Here is a 15,428-nt window from a genome sequence, read left to right as displayed (position 1 = left end):
CTGCGTGAAAGGCTCACTCAAGGGAGAGATCACATGAAGAAGCGATTCGCCGCACGCGCGATCGCCGTGGCGGTCACCGCGGGCCTCGGGCTCGCTCTGACGGCCTGCGGAAGCAGCGCCGGGTCGGGAGGGGCGGAAGTCTCCTCCGGCGACTACACCGGACCGAAGGTCAACATCAGCTTCTGGAACGGCTGGACGGGCGGCGCCGCCCCCGTACTCGTGCCGAAGCTCGTCGACAAGTTCAACGCCGAGCACAAGAACATCGTCGTCAAGGACGTTCCGATGGAGTGGGCGGACATCGCCCGCAAGATGCCGCTCGCGGTCAAGGCCGGTAAGGGACCGGACGTCGCGGTCGGACACGGCGACGACATCGCCACCTACGCCGCCCAGGGCCTCGTGCTCAAGGCCGACAGCATCGTGAAGTCGCTCGGCTACAAGGCCAGCGACTTCCCGGAGGGGCTGCTCGACGCCGGCAAATACAACGGCGGCCAGTACGCCGTGCCGTGGAGCGTCACCCCGCTCGGCCTGTACGTCAACAAGGACGTGCTGCAGGCGGCGGGCGTCGACCCCAGCTCCATCCCGCAGGACAAGGAGTCCTACCTCGCCGCGCTCGACAAGCTGAAGGCGGCGGGCGTCCAGGGCGAGTGGGTGGACGGCTACGTGTTCACCGGCACGTTCGAGTTCGAGAGCCTCCTCTGGCAGTACGGCGGCGACCTCTTCAACAAGGACGTCAGCAAGGCGACCTTCAACTCCGACGCCGGAGTGAAGGCGCTCACCTGGATGACGGACCTCATCAAGAAGGGCTACAGCCCGGCCGACGTCGCTCAGGACGGCAACATCAACGCCCTGATCGCCGGCAAGACGGCGTTCAACTGGAACGGTGTCTGGCAGACCACGAACACCGCCTTCGACAAGCTGAAGTGGCAGGCCGTGGCCGTGCCGCAGATCGGCGACCAGAAGGCCGTCTGGTCCAGCTCCACGCACTGGATGTTCATGAACAACAAGGGCCAGGACAAGAACAAGACCGCTGCGGCGGCCACGTTCGTGAAGTGGATGAACGACAACTCGGCCGACTGGCCGCAGACCGGTGAGCTCCCCGCCAAGAACTCGGTTCGCAACGACCCGAAGCTGGTGCAGGACTACCCGAACCTGAAGCCGTTCCTCGACGAGCTGAAGTACGCCCACTACGAGCCGATCGCGGCGGGCATCACCACGGTGGAGGCCACCATCACCACCGCGGTGAACGAGGCCATCACCGGCAAGAAGACGCCGAAGCAGGCGCTGGACGACGCAGCCGCGAAGGCCGACACGCTGCTGAAGCAGAACAAAGAGAAGTACGGTGACTGAAACCGCTTCGATCGTGGTGCCCCGGGAAGCCGGGGCACCACGCCCGCTCCGCTCCGGCCGCTCCACCAAGCGGCCGGGCGGCCGTCGGCGCACGGGAACCGCCTACATCTTCCTGGCGCCGTTCCTGGTGCTCTTCCTGGTCTTCGTGCTGGGCCCGGCCGTCTTCGGCCTGTGGATCAGCCTGACCAACTGGAGCCCGTTCCGGGTGAACCAGTCCTTCATCGGCCTGAAGAACTACATCGACCTCTTCACGCCGGGCTCGGCCACCTCGGGCGACTTCTGGCAGTCGATGGCCGCGACCGGCATCTTCACGCTGGCGAGCGTGCCGTTCCTGCTGATCATCCCGCTGCTCGTCGCCGTGCTCCTGAACCAGCGCATCCGTGCTGGATCCTTCTTCCGCGGCGTCTTCTTCGCGCCGTACGTGCTCGGCGTCGCCGTCATCGGCGTGATCTGGAAGTACCTGCTCGACACGCAGTCGGGCATCGTGAACCACGTGCTCGGGATGTTCGGCCTGCCGGACAACATCCCCTGGACCGTGGACGTGCCGTGGGCGTGGGTCACCCTCGCCGGGGTCACCGTCTGGTGGACCATGGGCTTCAACACCGTGATCATCCTCGCCGGCCTCAAGGGCATCAGCCCCGACCTCTACGAAGCGGCAGCGCTCGACGGCGCCGGCGCGGTCCGCCAGTTCACCAGCGTCACGCTGCCGGGGCTGCGTCAGGTCATGACCTTCGTGATCACCATCACGATCCTCGCGAGCGCGAACATGTTCGGGCAGTCCTTCATCATCACCAAGGGCGGGCCGGGCAACCAGACGCGCACGGCGATCATGTACATCGCCGATCAGGGCCTCTCGCAGAACAACATGGCGGCGGCGTCGGCGATGAGCTACGTGCTCTTCGCGTTCCTGGCGATCATCAGCATCATCAACTTCCGGCTCCAGCGGGAGCGGGCAGAGAAGAGCTCCTCATGACGACGACCGTCCCCGAGAAGACCGAGACGACGCGGCCCGCGCCTGTCCGCGCCCGGCGCAAGCAGACACCGCAGGCGGCACTGCGCAAGAGCGTGCTGTACGCCGTGCTGATCGTGCTGGCGCTGGTCGTCATCCTGCCGCTGCTGTGGATCCTGATGACGTCGTTCAAGACCGACGGCGATGCGATCCGCAACCCGTATTCGGCCATCCCGAATCCGTTCTCGATCGAGGCGTACACCACGTTGTCGAGCGGGCAGCAGCCGGTGTTCCGCTGGTTCCTCAACAGCCTGGCGGCCGCGGCGCTGCAGACGGTGCTCATCCTGGTCACCGCCTCCATGGCCGCGTACGCCCTCGCCCGCCTGGAGTTCTGGGGCAAGCGGATCGTCTTCGGCCTGATCGTGGCGACCCTGCTCGTCCCGCCGGTGATCTTCCTCATCCCGAACTACCTGATCGTGCAGAACCTCGGGTGGCTCGACACGATCTGGGCGATCACCATCCCCGGTGCTGCGAGCGCGTTCGGCGTGTTCTTCCTGCGCCAGTTCTTCATCGGCCTGCCGCCGGAGATCGAGGAGGCTGCGCGGATCGACGGCGCGGGGGACTGGCGGATCTTCCTGCAGCTCGTCCTGCCACTCGCGCGACCGGCGCTTGCCACGCTCGCCGTGCTGAGCTTCCTCGCGAACTGGAACGACTTCCTGTGGCCGGTCTACGTGCTGCTCAGCCCCGAGAACCTCACGCTGCAGCCCGGTCTGTCGCAGCTGCAGGGCGCGTACTCCACGCACTACGCCATCGTCATGGCCGGCGCCGTCATCGCGTCGATCCCCGTCCTCATCCTGTTCTTCTTCGCGCAGAAGCAGATCGTGGAGAGCGTGGCCACCAGCGGGGTCAAGGGGTGAGGATGCGCCGAGCCGCGGTGGTGGTGGGAGCGCTGATGCTCGCCGCCGGGCTCAGCGGATGCTCGCAGGGCTCGCCGTCGAGCACGGAGTCGTCGCCCTCAATCGCTCCGTTCCAGATCGACGGCGACTTCCCCGATCCCGGCGCGCTCGTCGTCGGCGACAGTGTCTACGCCTATGGGACGAACACTCCGTCGGTCAACGTGCAGGTCGCGACGACCGACGACATGAAGACGTGGAAGCTGAGCGATAAGGATGCGCTGCCCGAGCTCCCGTCATGGGCGGCGCCGGGCAAGACCTGGGCGCCCGGGCCGGCGAAGCTCGCCGACGGCCGGTTTGCGCTGTACTTCACCGCGTCGGACACCGCCAGCAAGCACCAGTGCATCGGCGTCGCGTTCGCGGACAAGCCGGAGGGGCCGTTCGCGTCCTCCGCCGACAAGCCGCTGGTCTGCCCGGTCGACCAGGGCGGCGCGATCGACGCCAGCGTGACGACGGACGAGAGCGGCCAGCAGTACCTCGTCTGGAAGAACGACGGCAACTGCTGCGGCTACGACACCTGGATCTACACGCAGCCCCTGGCGGCCGACGGCGCATCCCTCACCGGAGAGCCGACCCGGCTGATCAAGCAGACCGAGTCGTGGGAGGGCCACCTCGTCGAGGCGCCCGTGATCGTCCGCCATGACGACGAGTTCGTTCTGCTGTACTCGGCGAACGACTACGCGAACTCGTCCTATGTGACCGGCGTCGCCACGGCGAAGAGCCTGCTCGGTCCGTACACGAAGGCCAAGGAGCCGCTGCTGTCGACGCCCGGTTCGAAGGGGAAGTACCTCGGCCCGGGCGGCGAGGATCTGGTGAGCTTCCACGGCAAGGACTGGATGCTTTTCCACTCCTGGGACGAGGCGTTCGCGTACCGCGGCATGCACGCGGTCCCGGTGACCTGGCGCGACGGCCTCCCGGAGCTCTCGAAGTGACAGACGCCGCTGTGACCGATGCCGCAGTGCGCGTCACCCGGCACTGGGGCCCGGTGTGGCCGGGCTACTTCGCCGACCCGTTCGTCCTGCGGCTCTCCGGCGGCGGATACGTCGCCTACGGCACGCACCCCGGGAGCGACGGCGACCGCGTCTTCGACGCGCTGGTGTCGCCCGACCTCGCCGAGTGGATGAGCGCCGGCCCGGTCCTCGAGCGCGTCGCGGACACTTTCGGCGACGATTACTGGGCGCCCGAGGTCGCGGAGGCCGCCGGAGCGTTCTGGATGTACTACTCGGTCGGCCGGGGCATCGAAGGCCACCACCTGCGGGTCGCTCGCTCGGACTCACCGACCGGGCCGTTCCGCGACCTCGGCGTCGACCTTACGCCGGACGAGCTCTTCGCCATCGACGCCCATCCGTTCCGGGATGCGGACGGCCGCTGGTACCTCTTCTTCGCCCGCGACGTGCTCGACCACGAGCGGCCGGGAACACACCTGGCCGTCGCTCCGCTCGACCCGGGGATGGCGTCGCTTGCCGGACCGCCCGTGCCGGTGCTCGCCCCGAACGCGGATTGGCAACTGTACGAGCGCGACCGCCTCATCCACGGCCGGCACTTCGACTGGCACACCCTGGAGGGCCCCGCGGTGGTGCTCCGTGACGGGCGTTACTGGCTGACCTACTCGGGCGGTGCGTGGACGGGCCCCGGGTACGCGGTCGGCGTGGCGACCGCGGAGCATGTGCTCGGCCCGTGGTCGCACCTCGAGCAGCCGGCCCTTCTCCGCAGCGGAGGCGACCTGCGCGGCCCCGGCCACAACTCCCTCACCGTGGCGCCGGACGGCACCGACATCATTGCGTTCCACTCCTGGAACGCGGACACGACCGCGCGGCAGCTGCACCTGGGCGAACTGCGCATCCGACAGCCCTGAATGCTTCCCCTGAAAGGAATCAGCATGAACGACGACGTTCCCCGGGTCACCCCGGCAATGCCGGACACCACCCGTCTCGACCCCGAGATCCGGGACGCGGTGACCGCCCTCTACACCGACGGCACCCTCGGCAAGAAGGGAGCCTTCAGCACCGAGTGGGCCGACCGGCTCCGCGAGGACATCGAGGTCGCGTTCGATGAGGCGCTGCAGCGCCCAGGAGGCGCTGTCGGGCGCGGCACCAAGCGCTACTACGTCGAGATCCATCCCGAGCAGATGCGCGGCTGGCTGGAGCTCGTCGACCACCCCTGGGTGCGCGGCGTGTGCGAGGCCGTGCTCGGTCCCGACTACCAGATCATCGAACTCGGCTTCGACGTGCCCGGACCCGGCGCGAAGGACCAGCCGTGGCACCGCGACTTCCCGATGCCGGAGGAGACGAAGCAGACCGGCCGGCTCACCTCGCTCGCGTTCAATCTGACCGCGGTCGACACCGAGGAGGACATGGGCCCCTTCGAGATCGCGCCGGGCACCCAGTGGGATCTGCCCGTCGGGTTCGAGCACGAGATGTTCCCGGATGCCTCCCTCTACCCGCGATTCATCGAGCGGGCGCAGCGCAAGTACCCGAGCCGCGGCGACATCTCGGTGCGGTCCGCCCTCACGGTGCACCACGGCACGCAGAACACCTCGCAGAAGTCGCGGCCCGTCCTGGTGCTGGGTGTGGATGCGCCCGGCGCTGGAAACGCCGAGCACCACGACATGGCGGTGACCCACGAGTTCTACGAAACCCTGCCGGAGCGCGTGAAGCGCCACCTGGTCTGCCCGGTCGTGGATGAGCTCACCCCGATCACGCAGAAGCACACCATCGAGGGCCTCATGATGGGCGACGCGTAGGGCGACTCTCTCCACGTCGAGTTGCGAGTCTGCACTCAAACGCAGCCCTTGCATGGCGGGAGTGATTCCGCCCACCGGTCCGCGTCATAACCCGTAGAAGGCAGCGTCTACCTAAGCAGAGCGTCGCTTACCCGCGGCGTTCATGCAAGGGAAAGGGCTGCCGTGGAAGCAACGAAGAAGTTGAGGGCCGTGTCGGTGTGCGCGGCGGTTGTCGGCATGTGCGTTTTCGGTGGAACCCTGACGGGATTCTCTGCCGACGCGGAGACGGTAAACGCCACCGACGCTGTCGCTGCGGTGCAGCGGGTCGCGCCGGAGGCGATATCGGATCTCGCGAAGACGACCTCGGACACGGACACGGCGGCGCAGGCGTCCGTGTCGGGTGTGGATGTGTCGGTGCCGAAGGACGCATCCGACGGTGTCCAGCTATCGGGTGGGCCAGAGTTGACGATCGGGCTTCCGTTCGCAGACCAGGCCAGCAATGCGGCCGACTCGCAGAAGGCCGGCGTTGTCGTGTACGACAACAACAACGGTTCCTCGACCGTGCCGGTGACGCACTCTGACGGGACGCTGCAGATCACCACGGTGATCGAGAACGCGAACGCTCCCAAGCGGTACGACTATCCGATCAGCATTCCCGACAGCGCATCGCTGGTACAGAGCCCGGATGGCGTTGTCGCGATCGTTGCGGCCGACGGCTCACCTCTGCGCGTATTCGGAGACGCATGGGCCAAGGACGCGAATGGCGACCTCGTGCCCACCCATTACGAGGTGCATGGGAACACACTCGCGCAGGTGGTTGATTTCACCGAGCAAACCGCATTCCCCGTGGTCGCCGACCCGACGACCGGCGTCTATTCCTACAACTGCGTCAACCCTAACGGCAGCAGCTACTTCATGAAGCCGAACGAGAACCTTTCGAACTGCAAGGGGAGCTACCTCCAGAAGTACGTTAACGGCCGCATGGTTCAGTCGCTCACCCTCGTCTACCATGGCGGAGCTTACGCAAAGGTCACCTGGAGGAGCGGATGTATCCTTGCCCTCGGTGGAGCGGCGGTCGCACTGGTGTGGTTCCCGCCTGCCGGCATCACAGCCTGGGTCGTGACTAGTGCATTCGCGGCGGCGGGTATCGCCGGAAGTTGCAAAGGGTTCTAATGACGGCGCGGCCTCGGAACTCCGCGTACTCCGCGTCAACGGCTCTCGTCGTGGGAGGTACGTTGCTGGGTACCTCGTTCCTCCCGCAGCCGTGGGGCGGGATGGCGCTGACGGTGGGAGCGCTTCTGTGCGTGGCCGTTGATCGAGTCTGGAGTCGCGCCAGGGGTCCGGTCTTTCCATCACCGCTATCCCCTGCCGTTCGCGTATATCTCGCCGTGTTGGCGGTCGTCCTGCTGTCCACGCTGCTGATGGTCACAGTGCTCGCTGCCGGTAGGGGTTTGGCAACCTGGACATTCTCAATAATCGCTATGCTGGCTGTCTTTGCCGGGAGCTGGGTCCCGACAAAGAGGCCCCGGCCGCCGAGTCCTCCCCCAAGCGACGAGGGCTAGACGCAGCCACGGCTGCGATTTGCCCCCGCGCACCACAGCCCTCTGGACGCTTTGTTCGGGGGCTGTGTGGTTGCTCCACCAAGCGCGCGAGCTGGTCCCTAGTACCTCGTGGCAGTCGCCGCGCGTGACGAGTCGTTCAAGGCCGAGTTGCATGAATCGCGGAGTCGCGCAAACCACGCTGATCGGTAGGTCCGTAGACGGCCGTGCGTTCGCCGTTAAACCACGATGCCGGGCTGTGGGAAGACTAGGGTTTCTTCCTACGGCCCGGCATACGTTTCGGGGTTACGGTGGATGGATATTCGGGTTCCTCCACCGCTCTTTGAGACTACACGAAGAAGTGCTCTTGCGTAGGTCATTTGGAGGACAATTTTGTACCCCGGTCTGGCCCCAGTTTGAGGGGCACGCGGGGTACGGCGTCCGTCAGGCGTTCAGTTCCTGCACGAGCGCGGCCACGAACGCGTCGATGTCGTCCTCCGTGGTGTCGAAGGCGCACATCCAGCGCACCTCGTTGTTCGCCGCATCCCAGTCGTAGAAGCGGAAGTGCTGCCGCAGCCGGTCGGCGACTCCCGACGGAAGCGTCGCGAAGACGCCGTTCGCCTCGGTCTTCTGGCTGAAGCCGACGCCCTGGATGCTGCCGTCGGCGATCCGCTGCTCGAGAGCCGTGCGGAGGCGTGTGGCCATCGCGTTCGCGTGGGACGCCGACCGCAGGTACAGGTCGTCGGTCAGCAGCGCGATGAGCTGCGCCGAGATGAAGCGCATCTTCGAGGCGAGCTGCATGTTCAGCTTCCGCAGGAACACCAGTCCCTCCGACGCCTCCGGGTTCAGGACCACGACCGCCTCGCCGTAGAGCATCCCGTTCTTCGTGCCGCCGAAGCTGAGCACGTCGACACCGGCGTCCGTGGTGAAGGCACGCAGGGGCACGCCGAGGGTCGCCACGGCGTTCGAGATGCGCGAACCGTCCATGTGGAGCTTCATGCCCCGGGCGTGCACGTGGTCGGCGATCGCGCGGATCTCCTCCACGGTGTACGCGGTGCCGAGCTCCGTGGTCTGCGTGATCGAGACCACGAGCGGCTGCGCCCGGTGCTCGTCGCCCCAGCCCCACGCCTCGCGGTCGATCAGCTCGGGCGTCAGCTTGCCGTCCGGCGTCTCCACCTGCAGCAGCTTGATGCCGGCGACCTTCTCGGGCGCACCGGCCTCGTCGGTGTTGATGTGCGCGGTCTTGGCGCAGACCACCGCGCCCCAGCGCGGGAGCATCGACTGCAGCCCGACCACGTTGGCGCCCGTGCCGTTGAACACCGGGTAGACCTCGACGCCCTCGCCGAAGTGCTCGGCGAACACCTCGTGCAGGCGAGCGGTATAGACATCCTCGCCGTAGGCGATCTGGTGGCCGCTGTTGGCGGCCGCGATGGCGTCGAGGATCTCGGGATGCACGCCCGCGTAGTTGTCGGAGGCGAAGCCGCGGAGGTTCAGGTCGTGGAGTTGAAGCGTCACCCGTCCATCCTCTCAGGCGCAGGCCCCTCCTCAGCTGTCAGCGGGATGCGTCGGCCGTCGAGCTCGGCGGCGTCCTGCTCCCACAGGCGCACGACCTCGTCGCCGAGCCGCGACTCGAGGCCCTCCAGGGACTTCACCACGAACACCGTCGCCGCCGACTGCGGAGCCTGCTTCGTGAAGCCCTGCGCGATCGCGCGCACCCAGGCGTCGGCCGCGGCCTTCGCCGCCGCGTAGTTGGCGCCGCCCGGGTAGGGCCGGTCCACAGCGGTGGAGGAGACGATCGCCAGACGGCCGGCGGGGGAGGCGACCAGGTCGTCGTAGAAGGTGCGGCTGGTGTTGCGGAGGGTGCGGAAGCCGCGTTCGAGGAACTCCCAGTCCTCGTCGGTCTGGCCGGCGATCCCGCCGCCGCCCCGCCATCCTCCGACGAGGTGGACGAGGCCGTCGATGTGCCCGAACGTGACGTGGATGCGCATCGCCAGCTCGGTCACCGCATCCCGGTCCGCCAGGTCGCAGACGCGCGTCTCGACGCCGGGGACCGTCGCAGCGAGCGCGTCGAGCGCCTCCTGGCGGGTGCCGACGGCGAGAACCGTCGCCCCGGCCGCGACGAGGGCGCGCGCGACGGCCTCGCCTGCGGCGCTGGTCGCACCGGCGATGAGCACGAGTCGTCCGGCCGCGCCCGACGGCCCGGACTCCGAAGAGGTCCGGGCCGCCGAGTGCGCCGAGGAGGCGTCGGTCATGCCGCGTCCGCGGGCGCCGCGTCCGTGGTGCCCGTGATGCCGGCCGTCGACTCGATGACGGCAGTCATCTTCTTGTTCAGCGCCTCGTAGAACATGGACAGCGGGAACTCGTCGTCCAGCACCTGGTCGGTGTAGCCCTTCGGCGCGCCGGAGAGCACCTCGTCCGACAGTCCGCGCGCCCAGTTGGAGGCGGGGTGCGGGGTCAGCGTGCGGGTGAGCATCTCGTAGGCGGCCAGCCAGTGCGCCACCTTCGGCCGGTCGATCGAACGCCAGTACAGGTCGTTGATCTGGTCGCTGAGGGCGATGACCACCTCGGGCACGTTCTCCCAGTCGATCGTGAGCTGCGTGTCCGTCCAGTGCAGCACGTCGTGCTGGTGCATCCACGCGAACAGCAGCTGGCCGCCGAGTCCGTCGTAGTTGCGCACGCGGCTGCCGGTGATAGCGAACCGGAAGATCCGGTCGAACATCACCGCGTACTGCACCAGGTGCGCGTGGTCGCGGATGGCGCGCTGCGCCTCCGAGAGTTCCGCATCCGGCAGAGCGCTCAGCTCCCGCTCCAGCTTCACCGACTCGCGGAACGCGGTCAGGTCGCACCGCAGCTCCTCCAGTGAGTAGAGGAAGAACGGCATCCGCTGCTTGATCATGAACGGGTCGAACGGCAGGTCGCCGCGCATGTGGCTGCGGTCGTGGATGATGTCCCACATCACGAAGGTCTCCTCCGTGAGGTGCTGGTCGTCCAGCATCGCGGCCGCGTCCTCCGGCAGCTCCAGCTTGGTGATCTCCGCGGCCGCTCGGACGACGCGCCGGTAGCGCGCGGCCTCGCGGTCCTGGAAGATCGCGCCCCACGTGAACGAGGGGATCTCGCGCATCGCGACCGTCTCGGGGAAGAGCACCGCCGAGTTGGTGTCGTAGCCGGGGGTGAAGTCGACGAAGCGCAGCGCGACGAACAGCTTGTTGCCGTAGTCGCCGGCCTCCAGCTCCGCGATGAACTCCGGCCAGATGACCTCGATCAGCACCGCCTCGACGAAGCGGTTCGCGCTGCCGTTCTGCGTGTACATCGGGAAGACGACCAGGTGACCGAGCCCATCCACGCGGTGCTGCTGCGGCTGGAACTCGTTCAGGGCGTCGAGGAAGTCGGGCACGCCGAAGCCCTCGTCCGCCCAGCGGGCGAAGTCGCGCTGCAGAGCGGCGAGGTAGGACGCGTCGTGCGGGAACGCCGGTGCGAGTGCGGCGATCGAGTCGACGATGGTGCGGACGTGCTCGGCGGCCGCCGGACGGTCGGACTCCTGCTCGATCGAGCCGTCCTTGACCTGCAGCGCCTGCAGGGCGACGGCCGCGTCCTTGAGCCGGAGCCAGGCCGGGTCGTTCGCGACCTCACGGACCGGGCGGCCGTCCTCGACGACCTCGGGCTCCCCGACAATGGCGTCTGAAGTGAAGTTCTGGACGAATTGAGACATGACGAACCTCCCGTCGTTGGTCGGCCGCTCGCACGCGGCAGCTTTGTGGATGTGACGAGCCTATCCGGGGATCGCGTGCGTTTTGTTGTCCGTTCCGGCGGAAAAGCGCGCGCGATGCCCGCTGGACGCAGCGAATCGCTAGGGGGTCGTGGGGTAGACGAGGTGACCGTCCCGCACGCGGGCGTGCGGATTGAGCTCGGCCCGGCGAATGGAGTGCTCGGAGAGGATGTCGTACACCTCCACTCCGGCGACGATCAGCGCATCCGTCACGAGCCGGCGGTGACAGCGCCAGGGCACGGCCTCGCTGCACATGATCGCGGGTCGTGACCGGTCGGCGAGGGCCAGGAGCTCGCCCAGCCCGCCTGCGAACTCCTCGGTGGCCATGTAGTCGGCGTACGCCCGGAACGCCGCGACCTGCCAGTAGTCGTTGACGCTGACGACACCCGCCGGGGTGTGACGGCGGCCGCCGAGCTGCGGCAGCCACTGGTAGCCGATGTCGGGCGGCAGCGCCTCCACGATGGCGTCCTGGTTCCACTGCGGCAGACGCCGGGACGAGGGGAAATGGCGGATGTCGACAAGCAGATCGACACCGTTCTGACGCAGCATCCCGATCACCTCGTCGAGGCTGCGGGTCGAGTGGCCGATGGTGTGGACGACGCTCATCGGTCGCAGCGTACGCCGCGATAGCCTGGCCCGCGTGGATGCTGATGCACAGCGGGACGGGATGCCGCCGTTCGAGGAACTGATCGCGCTCGGCGAGCAGGTGGACGTGTCCGGATGGGACTTCTCCTGGCTCGACGGCCGTGCCACCGAGGAGCGCCCGCCGTGGGGTTACGCGCGGCAGCTTGCGGCGCGGCTGGCTGTCGCGCAGGCGTCGCTCGACGTCCAGACCGGCGGCGGCGAAGTGCTCGCCCAGGCGGAGGTGTTCCCTCCCACCGCGGTGGCCACCGAATCCTGGCCGCCCAACGTGGTGAAGGCCACGCGCCTCCTGCACCCGCGCGGTGTCGTCGTCGTTGCCGACCCGGACGAGCCGCCGCTGCCGTTCGCGGACGGCGCCTTCGACCTGGTGACGAGCCGTCATCCGGCGACGATCTGGTGGGACGAGCTGTTCCGGGTACTCCGCCCCGGCGGCACGTACTTCGCGCAGCACGTCGGGCCTGCGAGCGCCTTCGAGCTCATCGAGTTCTTCCTCGGCCCGCTTCCGGAGGCGCGGAAGGGCCGCCATCACGACGACGAGGTCGCGGCGGCCGAGCGGGCCGGCTTCGAGCTCGTCGACCTCCGGACCGCGCGCACCCGGATCGAGATCTTCGACATCGCGGCCGTGGTCTACCTCCTGCGCAAGGTCATCTGGTGGGTCCCCGGCTTCACCGTCGATGCCTACCGCGACCGCCTGCGAGACCTCGACGCCCAGCTCCGCCGCGACGGCGTCTTCGTCACCTACTCCAGCCGCCACCTCCTGGAGCTCCGCAAGCCCTGAAGTCGCTCGCTCACCCCGGCCTGCGATGATGGGGGTATGGCGAGAACGGTCCGCGGTGCGCGCGTGCTCATCACCGGTGCGGCTTCGGGGATGGGGCGGCTGTACGCCGAACGCGCGGTGCTCGAGGGCGCGCGAGCGGTCGTGCTCTGGGATCGGGATGAAGCGGCGCTTACCGAGCTGACCCACCGGCTGCGGCACGAGATCCTCGCCGGCCGCACGGCTGCCGCCTGGGGGGCGCCGCCGCGCTCGCCCAGTTCGTCGGTCGGACGGCCCTCGACGAGCGTGCATCCCTACGTCGTCGACCTGTCGGAACTGGGCGCGATCGCTCAGAGCGCGCAGGCCGTCCGCAAGGAACTCGGCGGCATCGACGTGCTGATCAACAACGCCGGGATTGTGCGCGGCAAGTTCTTCTGGGAGCACGACAACGGCGAGGACACGCGCACCACTATGCAGGTGAACGCGCTCGCGCCGATGTACGTGACACGCGAGTTCGTGTCCGGGATGCTGGAGAGCCCACGCGAGGCCCGGATCGTCAACATCGCCTCGGCCGCCGGCACGCTCTCGAACCCCCGCATGAGCGTCTATGCGGCCAGCAAGTGGGCGCTCATCGGCTGGAGCGACAGCGTCCGGCTGGAACTCGAACGGCAGGGCTTCGGCCACGTGAAGGTGACCACCGTCGCACCGAGCTACATCGACACGGGCATGTTCGAGGGCGCGCGCGGCCCGCTGCTGACGCCCGTGATGACGCCCGAGTACGTCGTCGACCGCGTGTGGCGCGCGATGCTCGCGGGCCGGCCGATGCTGATGCTGCCTTGGACGGTCGGACTGGCGCGGACGCTGCGGGGCATCCTGCCCACCCGGGCCTGGGACGTGGTTGCAGGCCGCGTGTTCGGCGTGTACGACTCGATGGACGAGTTCACCGGCAGGCAATAGCGCCGCGTGGGACTCCCATTTCTGTGAGAACTCACATACAGTGACTCCCCGAGCAAATGTTGAAGGGAGCCGATCGTGAGCGATCCGTCATGGACCCAGGTGGTCAAGACCGTGGAGCCGGAGCAGCCGGAGCTGAAACGGGCTCTCGGGCCAGGCCTCCTGCTCCTGTTCATCGTCGGCGACATCCTCGGAACGGGCATCTACGCCCTGACCGGTCAGGTCGCCGCTGAGGTCGGCGGGGCGGCCTGGCTGCCGTTCCTTCTGGCATTCGCGGTGGCGACGGTGACCGCCTTCTCCTACCTGGAGCTGGTCACGAAGTACCCGCAGGCCGCGGGGGCGGCGCTGTACACGCACAAGGCGTTCGGAATCCACTTCTTCACGTTCATCGTGTGCTTCATCGTGATGACCTCCGGGATCACCTCGGCATCGACGGCGTCCCGCGCCTTCGCGGTGAACCTCTCGGTCGGCTTCGGCCTCCCCGGCGACAACGTCTCGACGCTGCTGATCGCACTCGCGTTCATCGTGCTGATCATGCTGGTGAACCTGCGCGGGGTGGCGGAGAGTGTCTGGCTCAACGTCGTCCTCACCCTGGTCGAGCTCTCCGGCCTCCTGCTGGTCATCTTCATCGGACTGTGGGCGATCGTCGGCGGCAACGCGGACTGGTCGCGCGTCGTCGCGTTCGAGACGCCGGAGGACAAGGGAGTCATCCTCGCGGTCAGCACGGCCACCTCGCTCGCGTTCTTCGCCATGGTCGGCTTCGAGGACTCGGTCAATATGGCGGAGGAGACGAAGGAGCCCAGCCGCATCTTCCCGAAGATGATGCTCAGCGGCCTCGGGATCGCCGCGATCATCTACGTGCTCGTGTCGATCACGGTCGTAGCCCTCGTCCCGATCGGACAGCTGGCCGGCAGCGAAACACCGCTGGTCACCGCGGTCGAGGCCGCCGCACCGGGCTTCCCGATCAACGACCTGCTGCCGTTCATCTCGATGTTCGCCGTCGCCAACACGGCGCTGATCAACATGATGATGGCGAGCCGCCTGCTCTACGGCATGAGCCGGCAGAAGGTGCTGCCGCCGTTCCTCGCGAGGGTGTCGGTGAAGCGCCGGACGCCGTGGACGGCCATCCTCTTCACCTCGGCGCTCGCCGTCGCCCTGATCGGTTACGTCTCGCTCGACCCGAAGGGCTCGATCGTGGCGCTGCTCGGAGGCACGACCTCCCTGCTGCTGCTGGCGGTTTTCGCGGTCGTCAACGTCGCGGTACTCGTGCTGCGCAAGCAGCCGGTCGACCACAAGCACTTCCGGACGCCGACCGCCCTGCCGATCGTCGGCGCGATCACCTGCCTGTACCTGGTGTTCCCGTGGACGTCCGGTCGCCCGGCGGGTCAGTACACGATCGCGCTGGGGCTGCTCGCGATCGGCATCCTGCTGTGGATCGCGGAGCGCATCTACTCGCGTGCGGCGGCGCGCCGCTCGGGCGCTCCCGTGGAGGCGGATTCGCGGCGCTGACCGCCGTCAGGCGTCGCCGGCCCGGTGCCCGGGCTCGCCTCGCTCGACGATGGTCGCCGGGTCGAGGTCGTCCTCGGGTGGCACCGGGATGTCGCCCACGTCGTCGGGGCCGCCGGTGCCGGGGCGTACGGCGGTTCCGCCGGACTCATCCTGCTTCACCTCGGTCTCGCGTTCGCTCGACGGGCTGTACGAGCGGTCCTTCGCCGTCTGGGCAGCGTCGCTCTGGTGTTCGTCGGGTGCGTCCGGTGTCGCGTTCATTGGAGGGACGGTACGCGCACATCCCGGACCGCCCAA

At 67.9% G+C, this 15,428-nt stretch carries 15 protein-coding genes; 10 read left to right on the top strand and 5 right to left on the bottom strand.

Annotated elements, in window-relative coordinates; genetic code table 11:
* The first annotated feature begins 33 nt into the window (after nucleotides 1–33).
* The 7 genes from AB7E03_RS11125 (at nucleotide 34) to AB7E03_RS11095 (ending at nucleotide 7,144) form a co-directional block, all read left to right on the top strand.
* The gene (locus AB7E03_RS11125) at nucleotides 34–1,347 is read left to right on the top strand and encodes an ABC transporter substrate-binding protein (protein ID WP_441780785.1); all 1,314 of its coding nucleotides are present in this window, start codon (nucleotides 34–36) and stop codon (nucleotides 1,345–1,347) included.
* Nucleotides 1,340–2,320 carry a carbohydrate ABC transporter permease gene (locus tag AB7E03_RS11120; RefSeq protein ID WP_489941470.1) on the top strand — a complete coding sequence of 327 codons (981 nt, stop codon included), beginning with the start codon at nucleotides 1,340–1,342 and terminating at the stop codon, nucleotides 2,318–2,320. The genes AB7E03_RS11125 and AB7E03_RS11120 overlap by 8 nt, the downstream gene beginning before the upstream one ends.
* On the top strand, nucleotides 2,317–3,213 hold the full coding sequence (locus AB7E03_RS11115) for a carbohydrate ABC transporter permease (protein ID WP_489941469.1): 897 nt from the start codon (nucleotides 2,317–2,319) through the stop codon (nucleotides 3,211–3,213). The genes AB7E03_RS11120 and AB7E03_RS11115 overlap by 4 nt, the downstream gene beginning before the upstream one ends.
* A 2-nt stretch (nucleotides 3,214–3,215) precedes the next feature.
* Nucleotides 3,216–4,181 carry a glycoside hydrolase family 43 protein gene (locus AB7E03_RS11110; RefSeq protein WP_489941468.1) on the top strand — a complete coding sequence of 322 codons (966 nt, stop codon included), beginning with the start codon at nucleotides 3,216–3,218 and terminating at the stop codon, nucleotides 4,179–4,181.
* 11 nt (nucleotides 4,182–4,192) lie between these two features.
* Nucleotides 4,193–5,104, top strand: coding sequence for a glycoside hydrolase family 43 protein (locus AB7E03_RS11105; RefSeq protein ID WP_489941467.1), 912 nt, complete (start codon nucleotides 4,193–4,195; stop codon nucleotides 5,102–5,104).
* Between the two features lie 24 nt (nucleotides 5,105–5,128).
* Complete coding sequence (locus tag AB7E03_RS11100) at nucleotides 5,129–5,992, top strand: phytanoyl-CoA dioxygenase family protein (RefSeq protein WP_489941466.1); 864 nt, start codon at nucleotides 5,129–5,131, stop codon at nucleotides 5,990–5,992.
* 162 nt (nucleotides 5,993–6,154) lie between these two features.
* Entirely contained in the window at nucleotides 6,155–7,144 is a 990-nt protein-coding gene (locus tag AB7E03_RS11095; protein WP_489941465.1) for a hypothetical protein, read from the top strand.
* Between the two features lie 809 nt (nucleotides 7,145–7,953).
* Here the strand turns inward: AB7E03_RS11095 and AB7E03_RS11090 are convergent.
* The 4 genes from AB7E03_RS11090 to AB7E03_RS11075 form a co-directional block, all read right to left on the bottom strand.
* Nucleotides 7,954–9,024 (bottom strand): threonine aldolase family protein, encoded by a 1,071-nt coding sequence (locus tag AB7E03_RS11090; RefSeq protein ID WP_489941464.1) that lies wholly within the window; start codon nucleotides 9,022–9,024, stop codon nucleotides 7,954–7,956.
* Nucleotides 9,021–9,761, bottom strand: a complete 741-nt coding sequence (locus AB7E03_RS11085; RefSeq protein WP_489941463.1) for an SDR family oxidoreductase — start codon at nucleotides 9,759–9,761, stop codon at nucleotides 9,021–9,023. Before AB7E03_RS11085 ends, AB7E03_RS11090 begins: the two co-directional genes overlap by 4 nt.
* Nucleotides 9,758–11,218, bottom strand: a complete 1,461-nt coding sequence (locus AB7E03_RS11080) for a DUF6421 family protein (protein WP_489941462.1) — start codon at nucleotides 11,216–11,218, stop codon at nucleotides 9,758–9,760. The genes AB7E03_RS11085 and AB7E03_RS11080 overlap by 4 nt, the downstream gene beginning before the upstream one ends.
* Before the next feature lie 138 nt (nucleotides 11,219–11,356).
* Nucleotides 11,357–11,881, bottom strand: coding sequence for a DUF488 domain-containing protein (locus AB7E03_RS11075; protein ID WP_489941461.1), 525 nt, complete (start codon nucleotides 11,879–11,881; stop codon nucleotides 11,357–11,359).
* 61 nt (nucleotides 11,882–11,942) lie between these two features.
* Between AB7E03_RS11075 and AB7E03_RS11070 the strand changes: the two genes are divergently transcribed.
* From AB7E03_RS11070 to AB7E03_RS11060, 3 genes are all read left to right on the top strand, one after another.
* Nucleotides 11,943–12,695, top strand: coding sequence for a class I SAM-dependent methyltransferase (locus tag AB7E03_RS11070; protein WP_489942903.1), 753 nt, complete (start codon nucleotides 11,943–11,945; stop codon nucleotides 12,693–12,695).
* 36 nt (nucleotides 12,696–12,731) lie between these two features.
* Nucleotides 12,732–13,628: an SDR family NAD(P)-dependent oxidoreductase gene (locus AB7E03_RS11065; protein ID WP_489941460.1), complete on the top strand. Its 897-nt coding sequence runs from the start codon at nucleotides 12,732–12,734 to the stop codon at nucleotides 13,626–13,628.
* Between the two features lie 75 nt (nucleotides 13,629–13,703).
* Entirely contained in the window at nucleotides 13,704–15,134 is a 1,431-nt protein-coding gene (locus tag AB7E03_RS11060; protein ID WP_489941459.1) for an APC family permease, read from the top strand.
* A 6-nt stretch (nucleotides 15,135–15,140) separates the two neighbouring features.
* Here AB7E03_RS11060 and AB7E03_RS11055 read toward each other — a convergent pair whose 3' ends face one another.
* On the bottom strand, nucleotides 15,141–15,392 hold the full coding sequence (locus tag AB7E03_RS11055; RefSeq protein ID WP_489941458.1) for a hypothetical protein: 252 nt from the start codon (nucleotides 15,390–15,392) through the stop codon (nucleotides 15,141–15,143).
* Nucleotides 15,393–15,428 lie beyond the last annotated feature (36 nt).

The organism is Leifsonia sp. RCC_180 (assembly GCF_058138205.1).
Note: the sequence above shows the minus strand (reverse complement) of the source record. Positions and strands in the feature narration are given on the sequence as shown.